The sequence below is a fragment of the Aminobacterium sp. UBA4834 genome (assembly GCF_002400205.1).
GTDB lineage: Bacteria > Synergistota > Synergistia > Synergistales > Aminobacteriaceae > Aminobacterium > Aminobacterium mobile.
Map to the genome: position 1 here is coordinate 210,247 of NZ_DHFC01000018.1, position 21,046 is coordinate 231,292.

The 21,046-nt window shown below is 45.2% G+C and carries 18 protein-coding genes and 1 riboswitch; of the genes, 6 read left to right on the plus strand and 12 right to left on the minus strand.

Annotated elements, in window-relative coordinates; translation table 11 throughout:
* Window positions 1–391 precede the first annotated feature (391 nt).
* A complete protein-coding gene (locus B3L97_RS07565) occupies window positions 392–1,318 on the plus strand; it encodes a DMT family transporter (RefSeq protein WP_286846853.1) in 927 nt (308 codons plus the stop codon).
* A gap of 2 nt (window positions 1,319–1,320) precedes the next feature.
* Here B3L97_RS07565 and B3L97_RS07570 read toward each other — a convergent pair whose 3' ends face one another.
* From B3L97_RS07570 to B3L97_RS07615, 10 genes are all read right to left on the minus strand, one after another.
* Complete coding sequence (locus B3L97_RS07570; RefSeq protein ID WP_286934720.1) at window positions 1,321–2,022, minus strand: hypothetical protein; 702 nt, start codon at window positions 2,020–2,022, stop codon at window positions 1,321–1,323.
* Window positions 2,019–3,914 carry a YgiQ family radical SAM protein gene (locus B3L97_RS07575; protein WP_286934721.1) on the minus strand — a complete coding sequence of 632 codons (1,896 nt, stop codon included), beginning with the start codon at window positions 3,912–3,914 and terminating at the stop codon, window positions 2,019–2,021. The genes B3L97_RS07570 and B3L97_RS07575 overlap by 4 nt, the downstream gene beginning before the upstream one ends.
* Before the next feature lie 92 nt (window positions 3,915–4,006).
* Complete coding sequence (locus B3L97_RS07580; RefSeq protein WP_024821968.1) at window positions 4,007–5,059, minus strand: hypothetical protein; 1,053 nt, start codon at window positions 5,057–5,059, stop codon at window positions 4,007–4,009.
* Window positions 5,056–5,793: an SIR2 family NAD-dependent protein deacylase gene (locus B3L97_RS07585; RefSeq protein WP_286934722.1), complete on the minus strand. Its 738-nt coding sequence runs from the start codon at window positions 5,791–5,793 to the stop codon at window positions 5,056–5,058. The genes B3L97_RS07580 and B3L97_RS07585 overlap by 4 nt, the downstream gene beginning before the upstream one ends.
* Window positions 5,794–5,835: 42 nt before the next feature.
* Window positions 5,836–6,906 (minus strand): magnesium/cobalt transporter CorA, encoded by a 1,071-nt coding sequence (gene corA / locus B3L97_RS07590; RefSeq protein WP_024821966.1) that lies wholly within the window; start codon window positions 6,904–6,906, stop codon window positions 5,836–5,838.
* A 34-nt stretch (window positions 6,907–6,940) separates the two neighbouring features.
* Window positions 6,941–7,465: a chromate transporter gene (locus B3L97_RS07595; protein WP_034326260.1), complete on the minus strand. Its 525-nt coding sequence runs from the start codon at window positions 7,463–7,465 to the stop codon at window positions 6,941–6,943.
* Window positions 7,465–7,995 (minus strand): chromate transporter, encoded by a 531-nt coding sequence (locus tag B3L97_RS07600; protein ID WP_286846865.1) that lies wholly within the window; start codon window positions 7,993–7,995, stop codon window positions 7,465–7,467. The genes B3L97_RS07595 and B3L97_RS07600 overlap by 1 nt, the downstream gene beginning before the upstream one ends.
* A 16-nt stretch (window positions 7,996–8,011) precedes the next feature.
* Window positions 8,012–8,425: a hypothetical protein gene (locus B3L97_RS07605; RefSeq protein WP_034326259.1), complete on the minus strand. Its 414-nt coding sequence runs from the start codon at window positions 8,423–8,425 to the stop codon at window positions 8,012–8,014.
* Between the two features lie 71 nt (window positions 8,426–8,496).
* On the minus strand, window positions 8,497–9,321 hold the full coding sequence (locus B3L97_RS07610) for a UDP-2,3-diacylglucosamine diphosphatase (RefSeq protein WP_286934723.1): 825 nt from the start codon (window positions 9,319–9,321) through the stop codon (window positions 8,497–8,499).
* Window positions 9,322–9,460: 139 nt separating this feature from the next.
* On the minus strand, window positions 9,461–10,354 hold the full coding sequence (locus B3L97_RS07615; RefSeq protein WP_286934724.1) for a DMT family transporter: 894 nt from the start codon (window positions 10,352–10,354) through the stop codon (window positions 9,461–9,463).
* A gap of 180 nt (window positions 10,355–10,534) precedes the next feature.
* Here B3L97_RS07615 and B3L97_RS07620 point away from each other — a divergent pair, with 180 nt between their 5' ends.
* From B3L97_RS07620 to B3L97_RS07630, 3 genes are all read left to right on the plus strand, one after another.
* Window positions 10,535–11,584 carry a hypothetical protein gene (locus B3L97_RS07620; RefSeq protein ID WP_286934725.1) on the plus strand — a complete coding sequence of 350 codons (1,050 nt, stop codon included), beginning with the start codon at window positions 10,535–10,537 and terminating at the stop codon, window positions 11,582–11,584.
* A gap of 239 nt (window positions 11,585–11,823) precedes the next feature.
* Window positions 11,824–13,188 carry a Trk system potassium transporter TrkA gene (gene trkA / locus B3L97_RS07625; RefSeq protein WP_286934726.1) on the plus strand — a complete coding sequence of 455 codons (1,365 nt, stop codon included), beginning with the start codon at window positions 11,824–11,826 and terminating at the stop codon, window positions 13,186–13,188.
* Between the two features lie 2 nt (window positions 13,189–13,190).
* On the plus strand, window positions 13,191–14,642 hold the full coding sequence (locus B3L97_RS07630; RefSeq protein ID WP_286846873.1) for a TrkH family potassium uptake protein: 1,452 nt from the start codon (window positions 13,191–13,193) through the stop codon (window positions 14,640–14,642).
* Window positions 14,643–14,805: 163 nt separating this feature from the next.
* Here the strand turns inward: B3L97_RS07630 and B3L97_RS07635 are convergent, their stop codons facing one another.
* Window positions 14,806–16,281 (minus strand): potassium/proton antiporter, encoded by a 1,476-nt coding sequence (locus B3L97_RS07635; RefSeq protein ID WP_286846875.1) that lies wholly within the window; start codon window positions 16,279–16,281, stop codon window positions 14,806–14,808.
* Between the two features lie 494 nt (window positions 16,282–16,775).
* Here B3L97_RS07635 and B3L97_RS07640 point away from each other — a divergent pair, with 494 nt between their 5' ends.
* Window positions 16,776–18,224 carry a copper resistance protein NlpE N-terminal domain-containing protein gene (locus B3L97_RS07640; RefSeq protein WP_286934727.1) on the plus strand — a complete coding sequence of 483 codons (1,449 nt, stop codon included), beginning with the start codon at window positions 16,776–16,778 and terminating at the stop codon, window positions 18,222–18,224.
* A gap of 193 nt (window positions 18,225–18,417) precedes the next feature.
* Here B3L97_RS07640 and B3L97_RS07645 read toward each other — a convergent pair whose 3' ends face one another.
* Window positions 18,418–19,716 (minus strand): hemolysin family protein, encoded by a 1,299-nt coding sequence (locus tag B3L97_RS07645; RefSeq protein ID WP_156923341.1) that lies wholly within the window; start codon window positions 19,714–19,716, stop codon window positions 18,418–18,420.
* A 214-nt stretch (window positions 19,717–19,930) separates the two neighbouring features.
* Window positions 19,931–20,075: riboswitch (FMN riboswitch) on the plus strand.
* A 104-nt stretch (window positions 20,076–20,179) separates the two neighbouring features.
* Between B3L97_RS07645 and ribB the strand changes: the two genes are divergently transcribed.
* Window positions 20,180–20,824: a 3,4-dihydroxy-2-butanone-4-phosphate synthase gene (ribB, locus tag B3L97_RS07650; RefSeq protein ID WP_286934728.1), complete on the plus strand. Its 645-nt coding sequence runs from the start codon at window positions 20,180–20,182 to the stop codon at window positions 20,822–20,824.
* The last annotated feature ends 222 nt before the right edge of the window (window positions 20,825–21,046 follow it).

The following is a 21,046-nucleotide window of genomic DNA, read 5'->3' on the forward strand; positions in this document are numbered from 1 at the left end:
AGTTTCTTCCCTGTCTCAAGATTGATATATTTCGCGCATACATTATACTCCGTGAAACTTTTCTTTGTAAATAAAAGTTTATCCCCTCTATCCCCCTCATTCCTCGCCAACACTAGCATATAACAACGGACATGTAGGAGGAGCAGCTCAAGCTCAACACCATTTCCCTCACTTCTTACTATTACCTGCGTGGAACCGCACTCAAACACCTTACGTACTGGCATGTAACCCTTTATTATCAACACTAAACATGAGATAATGTATCAAGATTTTGTTTTTGAAACTTTAGTTCACTTATCCTATGTTTTTTCTTGTCAGTTTTACGTTGTGCCTACAAACTCAAAAGATGCGACTCGTATTTTTCGTTTAAAATAGATGAGGAGTGACATGTATGTCTTTATTAACTCGATATAAAGTTTTATTTGCTGATAGCGCACTGGTTCTCATTGCCCTCTTTTGGGGCGTTGGTTTTGTGGCAATGAAAGGTGCCTTAGACAGCTTCCCTCCATTTTACCTTCTCTCTGTGCGTTTCACAGCCTCTTTTTTCATTTTAGCCCTTCTTTTTCGCAAGAGACTTGAAACGCTCACAATAAAACAGATTCGTTCCGGCCTCCTCGTAGGCGTTTTTCTCTTCCTGGGGTTCGTGACTCAAACTATAGGGCTAGAGTATACTACAGCGGGAAAACAGGCTTTCATCACCTCTACCTATGTTGTTATGGTACCTTTTCTTTCATGGGCGATACGAAAAATCTTCCCCGGAACTCTAACTTTTGTCTCTTCGTTCATCTGTCTCGTAGGAATGGGACTCCTCTCACTTCAAGGAGATGGGGAGGCTCTTTTAAATCTTAACAGGGGAGACCTCCTTACCATAGCTTGTGCATTTTTCTTTGCCTGCCATATTCTGGCCATTGAATATTTTGCAGCCTCCATTGACCCTCTCGCTCTAACCGCCCTTCAAATCGGGACGACAGCCGTATTGAGTATCTTTTGCGCCCTCTTTTTCGAGACTTGGCCTGTAGCTATAGCCCCAAGCGCTTGGGGAGACATTGCTTTCACTGTGCTTCTTTGTACTGTCTTCGCCCTATCTGTGCAAAACGCGGCTCAGCAATTTACCCCCTCGTCTCACGCTGCTATTTTACTGAGCCTTGAATCTGTTTTTGGAGCTCTTGCAGGCATTTTGCTTTTGAACGAAACCTTTACAGCTCACATGACTGCCGGCTGTGTCCTTATTTTTATAGCCGTACTTCTCACTGAAGCGGCCCCTCTCATATTTCAACGTTTTATCGCTGCCTCAGGAAAGGAAACAGCGAAAAGCTAATGCTATTCTTTGCCAGCATGCACATCGTCGGACGACACGTCGTCTGAGGTTATGTGCTTCTTTTTAGGGGGCTCCGACGGTAGCTCGCCAAATATCTTAACTCTATCTGCCGGCATAGAGAATTTTATAGTCACTTTATTGCCCTGCACGCCTAGTTCCGCTTCCTCTACTTCTGCAGCAATGCCTGGGAGAACGTCAAACGTTTCTTGCATAGCATCTTTTGCCTCTCCCTCTATAGATTCTTTAAGTTCCTTCCCCTTCTTAATGACACTATCAGCTACAGGAATAGAAACCATGTTTTCCTTTGATGCCTCTTTGGGACGTATATAGTTTTTTAGCTCTCTCAACTCTTCTTCCCGTGTTTTTTGTCGAGGGAGCAACGGAGAATCTGACGGAGATACAATGGCGTTTTCTATATCTTCCAGCGAGGTGGGCGTCGGTGCTGATGGTGTAGGTAATGCAGGCGTTGCAGGAGCCACCTGAAGAGCATCGTGTTGGGTATTCGTTCCATTTTCGTCTAAACCCATCTCTACAACAGGTGGCTTAACAGAATGCTGAGGAGGAGAAATAGGAGGGGCCTCCTCAGAAAAAGATTCACCAACGTCCCCCTGAGTAGCCAGATACCATAAACTTCCACATAAAGAAATACTAAGCACTCCTATACATATCAACACAAAGCGATAGGTTTTTAAAGGCTTTCTCATGGTTTCCTGCGCCTCCTATCACCACGCCTCTGGCGGCGGACATTCTTAGCCCCTTTCGAAGATCGAGAGGACGTAACGGGAGTTTTAGGCTGTGCATGATCTTCGGGAGGAACTAAACAATTTTTTCCCCACCCTATCAGGTCTTCCCGGTGCGCGATCGCTAAGGCCTCGCGAACAAGTCGGTGATTTGATGGCTTCCGGTACTGCAAAAGGGCACGCTGCATTTTTCTTTCTTCATTTGTTCGGGAGACGTACACCTCTTCCCCCGTTAATGGGTCTATACCCGTGTAATACATACATGTAGAGAGGCTCCCGGGCGTCGGTATAAAATCCTGTACCTGTTCTGGCATAAAATCAAGATCTCGCACGAACTCGGCAAGTTCAATAGCCTCTTTCAAGCCCGCCCCTGGATGACTCGATATAAAGTACGGAACAAGGTACTGCTTCTTTCCCAACTTTTTGTTCATGGCCTCATATTGATTCATGAACTTTTTATAGACATTCCCGCTAGATTTTCTCATAAGACGAAGCACTGTATCTGATATATGTTCTGGCGCAACTTTCAGCTGCCCGCTAACGTGATACCGACAAAGCTCTTCCAAAAAGTTTCCTTTTTTATCCGCCAATAAATAATCGAAACGTATTCCCGACCGAATAAAGACTTTTTTCACTCGGGGAAGGGCTCGTATCTGACGCAGAAGATGGATATACCCCTCATGATCTGCCTTCATGTTTTTACACGGTTCAGGGAAAAGACACTGCTTATTTTTACATGTGCCCCGCTCCATCTGGCTCTGACATGATGGAGAGTTGAAATTTGCTGTAGGGCCGCCTACGTCATGGATATATCCTTTAAAATCCGGAAGAGTGGTCAATAATTTCGCCTCTCGCAAAACAGACTCCTCCGAGCGACTTTGTATCATTCTTCCTTGATGAGACGCTATAGCACAAAAAGCACAGTCCCCAAAACAACCGCGATGAGTTGTGATACTGAACCGTACCTCCTGAATGGCAGGAACTCCCCCGTCTTTAGCGTACATAGGATGCCACGTGCGCATATAAGGAAGCTCATATACTTCGTCTAATTCTTGCGTCGTCATAGGTAACACCGGCGGATTCTGTACCACATAAAAAGTCTCGTGACGTTGAACGACAATCTTTCCGCGAATAGGATCTTGCTCCAGATATTGGATACGAAACGCATCGGCAAAAGCTTTTTTATCTCGAAACACGTCCTCAAAGGATGGACACTCTTCATAATCCCAGAGCCGCTCAAGAGTACGAGTTTTATAGCATGTCCCGGCTATATCTTGTATTTCAGATACAGGCAATCCCTTTTCAAGGAGGGATGCTACCTGGATTATCTGCTTTTCACCCATGCCGTACACTAAAATGTCTGCTTGACTATCGATCAGGATTGAGCGGCGAACAATATCAGACCAATAATCATAATGGGCAAATCGCCGCAAACTTGCCTCGATACCCCCTATAACAATAGGAATATCACCCCAGAGCTCGCGGATGCGGTTGCAATATACGATTGTAGCCCGGTCCGGTCGGTATCCCCGTTTCCCGCCAGGAGAATAGCTATCTGTACTCCTGCTCTTTTTCGAGGCTGTCAGCTTATTGAGCATAGAGTCGAGGTTCCCTGCCGAAACCATAACGCCGAGGCGAGGACGGCCGAGACGCTCGAAATCTTTTACATTATGCCAATCTGGTTGAGGGATAATTCCTACACGATACCCCTCTCTCTCAAGAATCCTGGTTATAATGGCATGACCAAAGCTTGGATCATCTACGTATGCATCACCGCTGATGAAAAGGAAATCCAGTTCATCCCAACCCCGGGCCCGCATATCCTTCTTGGATACTGGCAAAAAAGTCTGAGTCAAAAAAGTTTCTCCTTTCAAACATAGAAACAAAAAAGTAGTAAGCGTATTCTACCACAGACTTTTCTCTACCTTGACATACGAGACAGGGTATACTAAACATCGTTTCTCTTAGGAATTTTTTCAAGAATCGCCCGTTCAATATTTTCTATTTCCTGCCGTTCCTCTGGAAGGATCGTCTGCATGATCTCTTTACGAAAAGCCATAGACAGTGTTGTTCGAGGCCGTTCCCGCTCACTTCTCGGCATTATCTCTCCCCCTGGAACTTCTCCCCAGGAAAACTTTTTACGGTTATAGTAAAGATCAAGGTCTACAAAACGCTTGCCAGCCTCTGTATATTCGAGACCCATTAAAGCCCGCTTTACAATTTTAGGTTCCCAAAAAGTCAGAATGCGGATACAGTAGACAGAAACGGGCATAAGGATGTGGGCGTAGTCTTTTCCCCATCCTTCCCCAATAATCATGCCTATTTCCAAAGCTTCAAGAGCCAATCTGAGCCGGCGGCTATGGAGCCAATATTGCAGGTCTGCATCGTAGAGACGAATTTCCATTACGTTCCAATCCCGGTATCCCAAACCTGCATTGAAATAGTGGAGAGCCCTATTATTCAATCTGCGGAAGAGTTCTTCAAAAGGCATATCTATATAAAGTATGTCTTCAAAAACATCCCCCTTCGTTAATGCAATGCTCTTTTTCAAGGATTTTTCTGTAAAACAGACAGGGACTCCACTATTCTCCGACACAAAAAGCAGTTCCGGCCCAATTTTCCCTAAACGTCCGCCAAAATCATTTTGTATCTCTTTAATGACAGTGCGATAGTCCCCAAAGACCCGAAAAAAGATGACTCGCGGGAGCCTCTCCACGCATTCGATCATTTCGGTAGCATTTTCGTTGATAATGCGCTCTAAGATTTTATCTGGGTGACTTGTCGTAACGAGGATGGTAGGAAGAGTTCTCGAGGTATCACGACTATTGCTTACATAAAGAGCCGTTTCTTCTTGCTTCACGAAAGCAACAGTCTCTTCAAAAGACATATTCTGCAAAGAAAGTATAGCGGTGCCAAAACGCTTCTGAAGCCACGTTATAATCCGATCTTTATCCCCTTTTAAGATCAGGACGGGAGCCCCTTTCCGAATGAGGTTAATCATAGAGCGCCCCCTCTTTCTCTAAAAATAATTCTGTGGAGATGGACTAATACTTCCACAAGATTTTCCCGCACTACAAAAGAAGCCACGTCGTCATAGAGAGTCGGTTCCTGATTAATAATAATAAGCGTCGCTTTATGTCGAACCGCCTCCACAGGGAACAGGTTGGCAGGCGACACGTTGAGAGAAGAGCCGAGAACGATAAAGACATCGCTAGTGGCAGTAAGTTTCTGAGCTTCATTTAAAGGTTCTTCAGGCAAAGCTTCTCCAAAAAGGACAACGCTTGGGCGAAGAAACCCTCCGCAAAGGGGGCACGATTTTTCGTGCAACAAAAGATCGGAAGAGCCCTCATGAGAACACTTTCGGCACCTAGCTCGACGCAGACTTCCATGAAGCTCCGCTACCGCTTTCGAGCCGGCTTCCTGATGGAGGCCATCTACATTTTGCGTAATGACCGCCTTCAAAAGTCCTCTTTTCTCCCAGTCTGCCAGCACATAATGAGCATAATTAGGCGCCGCTTTCTTTAAAGCCTTGATTCTGCAACGATAAAAGTCGAGGAACGCTCCAGGATTGTTTTCCATTGCATGGACAGATGCAAGCGCCATTGGGTCGTACTGTGCCCAGAGCCCTTTGGAAGACCTGAAATCAGGAAGCCCCGACTCCGTACTCATTCCTGCCCCGGAGAAGGCCACAAGGGAACGCGCTGAGCTGATGGTATCAGCTAAATTCCCGTACATGTTTACTGACACCTCCCTAAAAACAAACAGCCCCTTCAGAAGTTAAAACCACTTTTTGCGCTTAAACCACATACCCATCCCACTTATAATAAGGCCCATAAGCAACCAAACAAATATGTATCCCCACTTCCAATCGAGTTCCGGCATATATTTAAAATTCATGCCATATACACCTACTATAAAGGTTAGGGGGATAAAAAGTGTGGAGATGACTGTTAAAACGCGCATCACTTCGTTCATTCGGTTGCTTAAAGAAGAGAGGTAGAGATCAAGCATACTGGCAATTGTTTCCCGAAATGTTTCCACCGTGTCTATAACTTGAATAACATGATCGTAAAGGTCTTCGAAATAGGCCAACGTTTCTGGTTGTATCAAACGATTGTCTGTTTTTCGCAGCGAATTGACCGCCTCTCTCAATGGCCATACGGCATGTCGCAACGTCAGAAGCTCTCTCTTCCTCAGATAGAGGTCGTGTATGGAATGGGCGTCAGGATTTTCGAGCAAAGCCTCTTCTATCTCCTCTATACTCTCCCCTATGCACTCCAGAATAACAAAATATCTATCGACAATAGCGTCCATAAGAGCGTAAAGGAGGTAATCTGCGCCAAGACGCCTAAACCGTCCAGCAGCACTGCGAATTCGCTCTCGGACAGGATCAAAAACATCTCCTGGCTCTTCCTGAAAAGATAGGATGAGGTTATTTCCCAGAATAAGGCTGACCTGCTCAACTCGTATTTTCAAAGAGACAGGGTCTATATCGAGCATTTTAAGGATGACATATACGAATGCGTCATGATCTTCGGCTTTAGGGCGCTGCTCCGTGTTTAGAATGTCTTCTAACACAAGATGGTGAATGGAAAACCTTTCGCCAATAGATTCCACAACTGGAATATCATGTATTCCCATTATATCGAGCCATACCTCTGTGTCTTCTACGACATTTTTATCAAATTCATCAAGGCTGGATAAAGATTTTTCTGTAAATATATTTTCGCTATACTGCATGAAACGCAACGACGTCTGTCTCGTTTTCTGCTCACCTACATGTACGAGGCTTCCTGGCGGAAGCCCTGTCTTTGCAGTTCTGGGGTTGTGTTTCCCTTTTACGGTCATAACCCTCCTCCTTAGCCTGAATATGGATTTGATCCTATCGAAAAACAACCAAGCCTATAAGGCCGAAAAGTACGAACATCAACGGGGGGCGGTCTTTAAAGAACTTCGTCTGAAAAAGCGCAAGGCCTACTGCGAAAAGAACGGCGCCTTTCCACTGAGATAAAGCGGTTTTCATAAGGGGAATAACGGCTAACGTCAAAAGAGCCCCTACTGCCGGCCGCAAAGAAGCCTTAAAATGTTCAACGCCCCGATCTGAGCTCTTCTTCATAATAAGAAGCACTATGAGCAATATTGTCAATGGCGCTAAAACCACAGAGAGAGTTGCAACAAAAGCTCCTATAATCCCTGCCTGCTGAACCCCCACGAAGGTCGCCGCATTAATAGCTATTGGACCTGGAGTAACCTGGGCTAACGCTAGAACCTGGCTAAATTCGCTAGGGGAAAGCCAGCCATAATTGACCACAAGCTCGTGTTCGATAAGGGGGATAGTAGAGATCCCTCCGCCAAAAGCCCCCACTCCAATGCGAGCAAAGGCTAAAGCCAATAACAGAAGCTTCATTATGCCTTCCCCTCCTTCCTAAACCATTGGACAGCCACTCCTGCGGCAATGGCAAAGAGAGGGTGAACATGGAGGTACGTAATGAGAAGGATAACGAGAGCATATGGAAGTAAATTTACTATATCGGGGAAAATTATATTTTTTAACTGGCGCGCCACCACATTAAAAATCAGAGCGGCCACGGCACAGATAACTCCAAGGAAAAAAGCTTTTAGAGCCGGGGAATGCTGATGGGCAAGAACGAAATTAGAGAGCAGAAGAATTACAGTAAAAGGGGGGACCAACACTCCTAGAATCGCCATTACAGCCCCTGAAATTCCACAATAATGTTTCCCTATAAGGAAAGAGGAGGAAACAGCGATAGGTCCAGGCATGGCGGCAGAAAGGCTAACAATGTCGAGCAAGGTTTTTTCGTCCATATCCCCTCGTTTCCGTATTTCCGTTTCAGCCATTCCCAAGATTACAACTCCGCCCCCAAAGGTGACTGAGCTTATTTTGAAAAACATTTTAAAGAGTTGCCAGGGCGTCATAATACGTCAGCTCCTTCTAAAGATGACTCCTATCGTTCATGATGCTTTCCATGTCTATTGTATTATCTTCAAACAAAAGGTTTTCATACCCTAGTTCGGGGACGTTCACCTTCAAGTGCCACTCGAACCAAGCCGCCACAATGCGACGGTGACAAAACTCGCCAGGTTTTTCCCAGCATAAAAGGATAGCTTCAGCACCTATTTCATTGTAGACGGTCCATGGATCAAGTGCGTAAAGCACTTCCTTAAAATAGCTTCGCGCGCAAAGAAGGGGTGATAGCGCATTTTTTTTGCAATAGAGGAGTAAATCCCAAGAGGGGGCCAATGGTGAGTAGATTCTTCCATGAAACCATTTGGGAACTCCGCGACAAATCGCCACTGCATGAGGATTCGCAATAATATTTTTATGAGCAAAATAAGACGTCTTCATTTTTCTTTACCCTCGGCAGAGATATTATTACATCCTCTCGTTAATATACAAAGCAATTTTACATAATAGTATTAACTTTTGCAGCTGAGGAAAGGTAACGGTATCTCTGACAACGGGAAAAGGCTTGTTATTTTAGGAAGATCCAACGCCTGTTGGACTGGAGTAAAAAATGGACGCCAATAAAAAGATCTTAAGGCTCCGCTTCGATCTTCCACGACGGCAGAACAACTTTCAAGCCAATCTCCCGTGTTGCAGTATAAAATGTCTTTGATCCGCCTCATGGCAGGATAATGAATATGCCCGCAAATAATGCCATCTAACCCTCGCAGCTCTGCTGCTCTCAAAACTTTGTTCTCGTAGCCGCTCATACGTTTCACTATGGATTTCACTCCCCGTTTGAGGCATCGAGAAAATGACCAGCGAGGTCTTTTCCCTGCAAAAGAAAAGAGTCCGCTAATCCCTTCGTTAAACCATAACGTCGCTTCATATGCGACATTTCCCGCTCTGGCAAGCCAATGAGTATGACTGGACACGCCATCATATTCATCTCCATGCACAACCAAATATTTCCGACCATCAGCAGCAATATGCACAACCTCTCTGCGTATGTGTATTCCGCCCAAAGTTGTTCCTTCATATTGGTCAAGGAAATCGTCATGATTGCCGGGAATATAGATGATCTCCATCTTTTCTGACAACTTTAAAAGCAGCTGAAGGATGTAATAAGCCGAGCGACTCTTCAGAGCGTCGTGTTTAAATTTCCATCCATCGAGAATGTCCCCCACTAAATAGAGACGTTCACAAATAATAGAAGAAAGGAAAGAGGCCAATTCTTCAACTTTGCTCCATCTGCTTCCCAAATGTGCGTCTGAAATAAAAACAGAGCGGTATTCCATAATGTCTCATCTTCTCCTTTTCGTCCGGAATAAAAAGGCAAGCTCATCCCTCTTCTAAAGCCTCGCTTCCGAGAAAACTTCTTATGAAGCATCACACTCCGAGAGACCTACTTATGAGGCTTCGCTCCGAGAAATCTCCTTATGCGGCCTCACTTCGAGAGACAATATATATGCCAAGCAAAATTAACGCTCCTCCGCTATAAACAGCCTTTCCCACTGCCTCTTCCCAAATCAGCCACGCCAGGAAAGAGCTGACCACCGGCTCTCCAAGAAGAGCTACAGACACGGCACCAGGATTGACATACCGAAGAGCCCAATTATAACTGCTATGCCCAAGTATTTGGGGGATCAGAGCCATTCCCCAGAAGGCGCCCCATACAGAGAGGTCAAAACCCCGTACCGGCACCCCTTTCACACATATAACACTCCAGAGACAGAGGGCAGCTATACCATAACAAAGAGAGGTGTAGGTAAGCAACGAGATTTTTCGTCGTGCTATCCGGCCACACAGAAAATAGCATGTAGCCGTCCACGCCCCCAGAAGAGCTAAAAAGTCGCCCCATAGGGCCTGTTCGCCGAGGGAAAAATCCCCCAAACTGATAATCACTCCCCCTGCAAAAGCAATTGCTATGCCTATCTTTGTCTTTTTGCGCACTAAATCTTTTGTCACTATAGGAGAGAGTATAGCTGTCCAGACAGGAATTGTATCTACAATAACAACAGAGTTAGCTACTGAAGTATAAAACAGCGATGATATCCAAAATGCAAAGTGCAGCGCTAAAAATATTCCTGCCAAACAAAGAGCCCACCACTCCCTTGGTTGTAAAAGGGAGATTTCTTTTTTACAACGTAGCCCGGCCAGAGGACAGAGGATAAGGGAGGCCAACCCCACTCGGTATGCTGCGATGACAAGAGGGTGGACGCCATCTGCTAGCCTGGCAAAAATGGCTCCTGTAGATATGGCGGCTATTCCCAACGTTAAGACAATAAAAGGTGGAATGAATGGTTTTTCATTTTTTAAATGTATTGTCATAATACCCTCTTTGTGATTTGATATTAAGTACAGCCTATCACGATAAAAAGAATAGAAAAAGAGCTTTTTCAAAAAAGAGAGTAAATTTTACGATTTAGGTAGTTTTTACTTCCCTAAAACGAGAAAGAGTGGCATAGTATGGATATTTTGCAGAACAAGGTTGTGGAGGTGAGTTAAAGAGTGCTCTATTCCAAGTATCCTCCGGATCTGGTACGAGAAGCTCTCAATTTCAGCTCGCATATGGAACACCTGTTACGGTTAGATATTTTCGATTCAATAATTCACGATCCAACAGTATGGCTCCCTTCTTTTAGCCAAGAAGTAAAAATCCCCTCTATAGCTCATGTCAATGATCGCTTCATTGATTGGAAAGATTTTATAGTATCCCTCTATAAAAGCACACTTTTAGCAGCAGAACAGAATAACGAAACTGGAGAAAATATAGCTCAGAGATGGCACCAAATTCTTTCTGCTATGGGGGAGGCTGCTTTGCCCTATCTATACGACACCCTTCCAGAACGGCAGTTTATGAAAATAGTACAAATGGAGGTAGTGACATCTAGTATTGCAAGCGCTGCTCCCCACCTGCCATGGGAACTTCTTCCCGGCTGGAGATGGGGACATTATGCAAGTATGTACATCGATATTCCTGAAAAGCATGGGGAGTTTTGGAGCATTCGAGAGGTGAAAACTGGATGGACTACCGCCCACATGGCATCTTTTCATGGCCGAGCCTTTACATCAGAAGCTCTTTTAACAACAAGGACAGAAAGTATTCCTTATGGATTAACCCTTGATACCACTCATAAGAAAGATCGGAACTGCACAATGGAAGATCTCTCTGTCGCTTCGGTATACTACTTGTCTGGCCACGTCTTTCCACAGATCCATAGCTATTTTAAGGCTCCCTTCGATAGCGAAAAAGAAACTCTAATAGAGGGCATTATCGGGAAAGGGACCAAACATCAGGATCCATCGTGGCTCAGTGGAACGCTGCGAAATTTATATCTTCTTTACGGAAAAGTTCCGTTGGAGAGGATTGGGCGCCTTGCCGCACTCCTCTTCAGAAGACTCCAGAATATTCTTTATCCAGAGCAGATCCTTCGATATACTGTTTCAGAAATGTCCCAGTTGTTCTTCCTTCATGCTGGGAGAAATGCAGCGGAAAAAGTTCTCTCTGTTTTTGAAGGGATGGTTCCCGAATCTCCATATTGGCTTATTCCCTCGTAGAAAAAACAGGGACGTTTTCTGCGTTGACATGTTGTCAGGTAAGCCATTCTCAGCGAGCTGGTGTCTGTCGCGTCGGCACATTGCCAGGGATGCCGTCTACGTCAAGGGGTTGTGGGCAAAGAATTCTTTTATTTCGGCAATCAGATTTTTCTTGCGTTTCCTCGAGCCTCTGCTAGGATTATGATTGTTTTACACACATGAACAGAAAATAAAAATGCGGAAGCAGGGGTAATTTTATTATGCGCATTGTCATCGTCGGAGCAGGAGAAGTTGGCTACCACGTAGCAAAAAGTCTTTCAGCTGAAGGACATGATATTACCGTCATTGAAGAGGATGAGGAACGGGCACAAAAGGTAGACAACGAACTAGACGTTATTGCTATTCGTGGAAATGGATCTCGCCCATCGGTTCTTGCCGAAGCCGGGGTTGTCCCTGGGTGTTCAGTCGATATTCTTGTCGCGTGTACGAACCGCGATGAAGTCAACATTATGGCGTGCTGGATTGCAAAAAGGGCCGGCGTCAAACGAGTGATCTCAAGGGCTCGGGGCCTTGAATACACCGACAGCCCTGATTGGGCTCGAAGTCTGGGCATAGACGTAATGAGCTCTCCGGAAAGATCTGTAGCCCGCCAGATTATAGAGTTACTAACCGTCAGTTCTGCTATGGACGCAGCAGAACTGTTTGAAGGAGTAGCGGGTATTTATGCCTTTCGCATAGCCCATGATTCCCCCCTCATTGGCGTGCCCCTGAAGGATCTCCGTTTTCATTACCCTCAAATAACAGCCATCATCGTATATGTGCAACGAAACGGCGGTGGTTTTGTCCCTTACGGAGACAATATTTTGGAAGAAGGGGACCTCTGCTTTATAGCCACCCGCAAAGATCAAATATGGCGGTTGGAGGAAATGGTTCAAGGGGAAAAGAGTACCCCTCTTCATCGAGTTATTATTATAGGTGGAGGGAAACTGGGCTATCAAGTTGCCCGCCGTCTGGAAAGACAGTATAAACATCTGGATATCCGCCTTATCGACCATAACAGAGAGAAATGCGAACGAATCGCTTCAGAGCTGGAGAAAACGCTGGTTCTTTGCGGAGACGGCGCAGATGAGATTTTGCTGCGTCAAGAGGGAATAGAGGGAGCTGATGGCTTAGTTGCCGCTACGGAAAGCGATGAAGCCAATATTCTTTTTGGCGTGGTAGGAAAAGCTCTTGGCGCCAAAAAGACTATCGCCGTTGTACGCAGACAGATGTACATGCGTCTGGACAACTATATTTCCGTAGATGCTATGGTCAATCCCAACCAGGCGTTAGCTTCAGTTATTATGAGCAACGTTCGCTACCCATCAGGGATGGGGACACTCTCTCTTCTCGAAAAGATAGACGCTGAAATGTTCGAAGCCATTATTCCCGAAACAAGTCCCGTTGTTGGTCTATCCATGGCAGAATTGGGGCTTCCCAAAGGGATTCTTGTAGCTCTTATCCGGCGTGGAAATGAAGTGTTCGTCCCCAAAGGAGAAACGACCCTCCAGGGAAACGACCTGGTAACTCTTTTTGCCTCATCTGAACTTATGCCTATAGCTGTGGAAAAACTTGGAGTGAAATAAGAATGCGACTTCGCCTTGTAGCAAGAGTATTAGCTCTTCTTTCCGCTATGATCTCTCTTTTTATGTTATGGCCGCTAAGCTGGGCTATCCTCGATAAAAGCCAAGATGTACAAGCCTTTGCGTTTTCTATTGTTTCAGGTTTTTGTATTTCATTAATTCTCCATCTCTGGGGGAAACAAGAAAACTACCAGGACTTAGGAGTTAAAGAAGCCTTTGCCGTTGTTACTCTTTCGTGGGTAACAGCCTCCATAATTGGTGGGCTTCCTTACTATCTTTATGGGGCAGCTCCCACATTTACCGACGCATTTTTCGAGGCTATTTCAGGCTTTTCAACAACCGGCGCTTCTATTTTTACGGATATTGAGGCCTTACCTCGAGGAATCCTCTTCTGGCGCGACCTTACTCACTGGCTCGGAGGCATGGGAATCATCGTTCTGAGCTTAGCTGTTCTGCCCTTTATCGGCGTAGGAGGAATGGATCTTTACAAGGCTGAGGTTCCCGGCCCCATCCCTGAGAAAATGACACCTCGAATACAGCAAACAGCCCTGCTGCTCTGGGGCGTTTATGTTTTTCTTTCCATCCTCCAAACCATATTGCTCCTCTTTGGGGGTATGAATCTTTTTGATGCTTTGACCCACACTTTCGGCACTATGGCCACAGGGGGATTCTCGCCTAAAAACTCCAGTGTAGGCTATTACAACAGTCCATACATAGACTGGGTCATTACTATTTTTATGTTCCTTGCCGGATGCAACTTTGTGCTCCATTACCATTTTCTTCGGGGGAAATTGAATGCATGGTGGAAAGATGAAGAATTTCGTTTCTATTTCTGGATCACTACAGGAAGCACCCTCGCCATTACGGCTCTCCTCCTGAGAAAAAGCATCTATACTAATATTTTTGATGCGTTGCGATATGCCGCCTTTCAAGTTGTAAGCGTTATAACCACCACCGGTTTTGTCACAGCTGATTATGAATTGTGGCCTGTTTTCACTCAGTTTTTGCTCCTTATATTAATGTTCATTGGCGGCTGTGCCGGGTCTACAGGCGGTGGAATCAAAAATCTTCGCATTATGGTCCTCGCCCGCCATGCTCGTACAGAACTATATCGGCTTCTCCATCCCCACGCCATTATTCAAACGAAAGTGGCTGGCCATACTATCCCCAAGGAAACAGTGGGGTCCATATCCGCTTTTTTCCTGCTTTATATAGGGTTATTTACACTGGCAAGTTTAATTATGACCTTATTGGGGCTCGATTTGGTTTCGGCCATATCTGGAGTAGCTGCTACATTGGGGAATATAGGACCCGGCCTTGGCATGGTTGGCCCTACTAAAAATTACGCCGCCATTCCAGCCGCAGGGAAATGGGTTTTTTCTCTTTGCATGCTTTTGGGGCGATTAGAGCTTTATACCGTTCTTATCCTTCTCATTCCGGCAACGTGGCGCAAATAAAGAAAAGCTCCCGACACATACATGTCGAGAGCTTTATTTTTATTTCTCAACACAGTTTCTAGAAACCTCGAAACTTCTTTTTTCCTGCGTTTCCACAATTATTCCTCTGAAGCGTACATTTTGAGGAGCATGAAGCCATAAAGATCGGAACACTTGCCTATGATTATTCCTCTGAAGCATGAGTTTTGAGGAGTATCTTTCTCGTCTGAAGAAGAGCCTCCTTTTCCCCCAGCACGAGCAACGTATCGTAGGGTTGCAATACTGTATGTCCCCTCGGCACGAGAAACTGGTTGTCTCGTCTCACAAGTAAAACAAGGGCATCTTTAGGCAATCCCAGATTCTCCAAAGGTTCACCCACCACATCAGCACTCGGTAGAATTTCAAACTCCCTCGTCTCGCTTCGAACATCATTTTCCGTTTTATCGAATTCCAAAGGGTATCGTGCCCGCAGAACTAACGGCTTATCCACCTTTAGGAAACGGGCAAGGGGCATTAACGTTTTTCCCTGTAATAGAACTGACGTCAAGACTATAAAAAACACTACATTAAATATTTCCTCAGATTTAGGATGCCCCATTAAAAGAGGGAACGTTGCCAATACAATGGGGACAGCCCCACGTAAACCGGTCCAAGCAGATAAGATACGCTCCTGGATAGAGAATTTACTCCCGATAAGGGTCAGAAATAAAGATACCGGCCGAGCCACAAACATGAGGAAAGCAGAGCATAGCAACCCTTCCCACGCTACTGCAGGAAGGTGAGAGGGGAACACCAGAAGGCCCAAGACTAAGAACATGATGATTTGCATAAGCCATCCCACGCTATCGTGAAACCGGATAAGACTTCGTTTATAAATAAAATCGCCATTTCCTAAAATAAGGCCACATAAATACACCGCCAGGAAGCCGTTCCCCCCCAATTTCTCTACCACTCCGTATGTAAGCAACACAATACTGACTCCCCAGAGAGGGTAAAGCCCCTCGTAATCTAGGCGGATTCGATTCATAACCCACGCCGCACCCTTCCCTATAATGAATCCCGCTACAACACCCATAGTTATCTGCATGGCAAAACGAGGCAACAACTCCCCCCAAGAGAGAGTATCTCTTGCCATAATCTGCAAAATACCTAGGGTTAGGAAAATAGCCATAGGGTCGTTACTACCAGACTCAAGCTCTAAAAAAGCTCTGAGATGGTCTTTTAAGCTGACGCGCCTCGATCTGAGCACTGCAAAAACAGCAGCAGCATCAGTAGATGAAACGATGGAACCGAGCAAGAGCCCATCTTGGAGGGAAAATCCTAAAACAAAATGAATAAAGAGTCCCATAAAAAAGGCTGAAAGGGCAACTCCCACCGTAGCCATAAGAATGCCCCGTGTCAGAACAGGACGAATGCTCTCCCAGTTCGTGTCAAGCCCTCCAGCAAAGAGAATAAAAGCTAACGCTACAGTTCCTACCATATTGGCAGCAGCTGCGTTATCAAACTGTATACCGCCAGGACCGTCTGACCCAGCCAACATCCCTATTACGAGAAACATGAGAAGGGCGGGAAAACCAAAACGATCGGCGAGCTTACTCGAAAGAATACTTAAAACAAGAAGAACCGCCGTAACTAAAAAAGCTAAAGGAAGATCAAACACCTGCTACCACCTCAATTAAAACCGCGCTTTCCCTTCACCGCAGTCGTATTCTTCATGTGCCATCTAATAATATCTCTATACGTCCTGTCAAGGGACAGGAGGAATATCCCACCTGTCTGGCAAACCTATGGCTAGAGAGTTAGATTCGCCACAAGCCTGCCTGGCAATAAACATCTTTTTACCTGTGTTCTCACCTCTTTTCAAAAAAATCCTGAGCGAATCTTTCAGGCAATAAATATATCTTTTACCCCTTGACATTTAGAGGGAAATTCCTTAGGATAATCGTGTTACTTATTATAAAAAATGTGTTACATACCCCCGTAAAGAGAACGTCTATGGGTCTAAAATGTTGTTGCTGTATTTGTTTTTTGCACAAAAAAGTTTGGTTCTCCGATTCTCCTCTGTACCTGTAGGGAAGCTACCCACCTAGCTTCCCTACTTTTTTTGCATTAAATATGTTAAACTTTTTTTACGTTCATACGAGGAGGTTCATCATGACAACAACCAAAAAAAATTTTTTCTTTTTAAGTATAGCTCTCTTCGTTCTCCTCTCTATAACAATAGGAGCATCAGCTGAAGAGATGCCGGTCATTCAAGCAGAACATTTCTCTGGGGAATTGAAACTGTCTCTTGATGAAACTGCTTCCAAAGTGGATTTAACTCTTTTTTCTGACGCATCCACACTGCAGGCTAAAAACTACGTTATGACCATCTCTTCTTTAGAAAACCAGGCTGGACAACTTCCCCTCACCCTCCGTGGTGAATGGGAAGCTCTTCGAGGGACAGTTAGCAATCCCGATGCTCTAGTCTATCAGCTTAACCCCGATTATCCCGATACTTCGTTTTTCTTTATCTCTAATGCTAAAGGACACCTGACCCTGCTAACGCCAAGCCAAGAAGAGATACCTTCGGATATGGGCGGGACCCTAAAAAAAGATCCTTCCGTTCTTATCAACAAAGAGGCAGAAGAACTATTGAAACTTCCCGCAACCTATCAGGGGCTTCTTCCCGCAGCTGACGGACCAGGGATTGTTTATACGTTAACGGTTCGTCCAGACAGGCTCTATCAACTCGATATCACGTATATAGAGGCTGAAAAAGGAAAAGACGAAACCTTTGCTTCTCTAGGCTGGTGGTCTCTTTCCAAAGATGGAGGGATAATCACTCTCCATGAGAGCGACGCTGAAACAATTCTCTTCGCCATAGATTCCCCTCAGAAAATAACCATGCTCGATTATGAAGGTAGGAGGTCTGTAACCTCCCTCAATTACACCCTTTCTAGAAAGACGCGAGTGGAAGAACACCTCTCCCCTATCCCTATGAAAGGGATGTTTTCCTATATGGCTGACGCAGCCTTTTTTACAGATTGCTTTACTGGCAAAATTTTCCCTGTAGCTATGGAAAAAGGATATTTATCCCTTGAACAAACATATACCGCCCTTCCTCATGAAGCGGGCAAGCCTGTATATGCCGTTGTCGAGGCCCATCTAGCCATGCGTCCTGCCATGGAGGGCAACGAAATAGAAGAGATGCTTGTTATAGACCGATTTATAGAGGTACAGCCAAACCGAACATGCGATGAGGAAAGCTTCTCTCATCTTGAAGAGAGAGTGTGGAAACTCACACTCCTTCGTGGGGAAACAATTTCAACGCTTAGTCCTTCCGATAATCAGCCAATGACTCTCAGATTTGATGTACAGGCTCACCGTGTTACAGGCTACGCTGGTTGCAACAACTTTTTCGGTCCCTATTCCAGAACAGGCAAGGAGCTTTATATGGGGCCAATAGCAGCGACGAGACGATACTGTGAGTCGGCGATGGAGACAGAAAAACTCTATTTAGAATCCCTCGAGCTGGTCAGCGGGTTCAAAATAGTAGACAACAGGCTGGAGCTTTATCATGATGGAGCTCTCTTAGCGGTTTTTGAACCGTATAATCCGTAAAAACATGCAGGGAGGAGACCTTTTTCTTTCTCCTCCCTCTGTCACTGGGACATAATATTAGAACGAGACGAGCACTCACCAGAACGATTTGCTTATACTTCCCATTGCAAAGAGCTTCATAACTGTCAGGGCTCACTATGTTCATGCAACGAAAAGGACGAGCGCATATGAAGCGCGTCTCACCATGCTACTGCTACAAAATCACCACTCGCTCTTTATCTTCCTCGTCTGGTTCCTTGTAGTTGGGATCTCTAGAAATTCGGACCTTCTGGATCCTCTGTCCGGTGACCTTCACTACTTCAAAACGAAGAGGCCCCCATTCCAGAGTCGCTCCTACTGCCGGGAGCGTTTTAAATTGTTCGAAAAGCCAACCATTCAAAGTACTCGATTCGCTTTCCGGCGTATGGGAGAAATGCAAAAACGTCTCGAAGAGATCCTCTAAATACGCGTCTCCACTGACTAAATATGTATTTTCCTCCACCTGAGTAAAATACTCTTTGAAATCGTCATGTTCGTCGTAAATTTCCCCTACCAACTCTTCAAGAATATCCTCAAGTGTGATAATACCCGACGTTCCGCCATATTCATCTAAAACAACGGCGAGATGGGCCTTGTTTTGCTGTAACATTTTCAAGGCATCCATAAGGGTCGCACTCCCCGCAATGAGGAGGGGGCGAGACATGATACTACGAATATTCACAGACCCTTCGTTAATATACTGGTTCAAAAAATCTTTTTCGTTCAGGATTCCAATAATGTTATCAAAGGTTCCTTCATATACGGGAACCCGGGAATAATGATTTTTAAGCAATAAATTCTTCACGTTCTCAATAGGTTCGTTTACATTCACAGCAAAAAGATCGACCCGCGGCGTCTGGACTTCGCAAACTTCGATCTCAGAGAAGTTGATAGAACTCCCTATCAAATCTTTCTCGCTTTCCGGCAAAACTCCCTCTTCCCCCATGGTCTCCACAATACTCCATAGCTCATCGTGGGTAACGCTGGGCAAAAAAGCCGGTTTGTCTTTCCCTCGTAAAAGCTGGGAAAGACGGGTGGTTAACCACGTTAAGGGTGAAAGTAAGACAACAAAAAAATGGACGAGAGAGGCGGCACCTAAAGCAAAGTTTTCCGCTTTGTCTTTTACAAAAGCTTTAGGAAGAATTTCACCGAATAGAATAATGAGTACCGTCATGAGGAGCGTCGCATATACAGCCCCAATAGGCCCGAAAAGGACCGAAAGAATTCCAGTAGCAGCAGACGTCATAAGAATATCGACAATATTTCCCCCAATGAGGATGGCTGAAATGGTTTTATTGAAATCCTTCGCCAAGCCCAACGCTCGTTTGGACCCTCTCCGGCCCTCCTCTACAAAGCGTTTGAGCCGTATTTTATTGACACTTGAGTACGCTGTTTCACTCGCCGAAAAAAACGCCGAGAGGATGAACATAAAAATAAAAAATAACGCAAATAAAACCACAAAATTATCTATCACTACCAATAACCTCCATTTTAGGCTCCAACACTTCTTCTCTCTCGCAGTTGCTCTTTTTTATTTATTATACGACGCATTATCCATTATGTTCAGACTTGAAACATACACAGTATAATAACAGAATATTAATAAAAGATGGCAAGGAGTATTTGTGTAAATAGTATTATGATGTTATTTTATTGACTTCTTGTCTTATTGAAGCTACAGTGTTAAAGCCGGTTCTCAGGGCGGGGTGGAATTCCCCATCGGCGGTATACCAGTTCAAGCTGGAAAGCCCGCGCACATTTTTCTGAAAGAAAAATGTAGATCTGGTTAAATTCCAGAGCCGACGGTAATAGTCCGGATGAAAGAGGATCAGGCGATCTACTATCCTTCTCTGCTTGTTTGTGGAGAAAAGAAGAGGCCGCTGATAGAGTTCCCGCCCTGCTATTTCTATTTTTCTACTTAGGAGGATTTGTTGAGAATGGATAGTATGTTGCTTAACACCTATGGCTCTCCCCTTGAGCGAGTGGAGAAAGTGTTGGAGTCCCTTCGTGCTGGAAGTGGCGTGTTGGTTACAGACAATGAGAATAGAGAAAACGAAGGAGACCTTTTTTTCCCTGCCGAAAGTTTAACTGTGCCACAGATGGCTATGCTTATCCGCGAATGTAGCGGCATCGTGTGTCTCTGCCTCACCCCCGAGAAAGTTCAATCCTTGGAACTTCCCATGATGGTAACTCATAACTCCAGTCGATTCCAGACTGCTTTCACCATCTCCATAGAAGCTGCGGAAGGGGTAACAACTGGCGTCTCAGCCGCAGATCGAGTGAGAACGATTAAAGCCGCAATAGCTGACGACGCTCAACCGTGTGATTTGCGACATCCGGGCCACATGTTCCCACTGCGGGCTCAACAGGGAGGCGTTTTGGAACGAGACGGGCATACTGAGGCAAATGTAGATCTTATGAGGCTCGCCGGATTGAAACCGTACGGGGTACTATGCGAACTCACTAATAGCGACGGAACAATGGCTCGTTTGCCTGAAGTAGCGGCTTTTGCGAAGAAACATAATTTCCCCATTGTAACTGTACAGGATATTATTTTGTACCGGAAAGAGAATGGAATGTAGCCGGCAACAAAGGAACAAAGTGCTGCCAATAGCAAGGATAGAAGCAAGGGCGGGGCTCATCAAGGAGATACAGAGAGGAACCATCAGAAACCCCGCTCAACGAACATCTGCTGATGAGATTGTTCATACAAGACACTGCAGAGAAGGGCCTAAGAAACCTCGCAATCAACGTTTGCTGTGAGGAGAGGCCGTCAGAAGAAAGAATTGAGACGACTTCTCCAC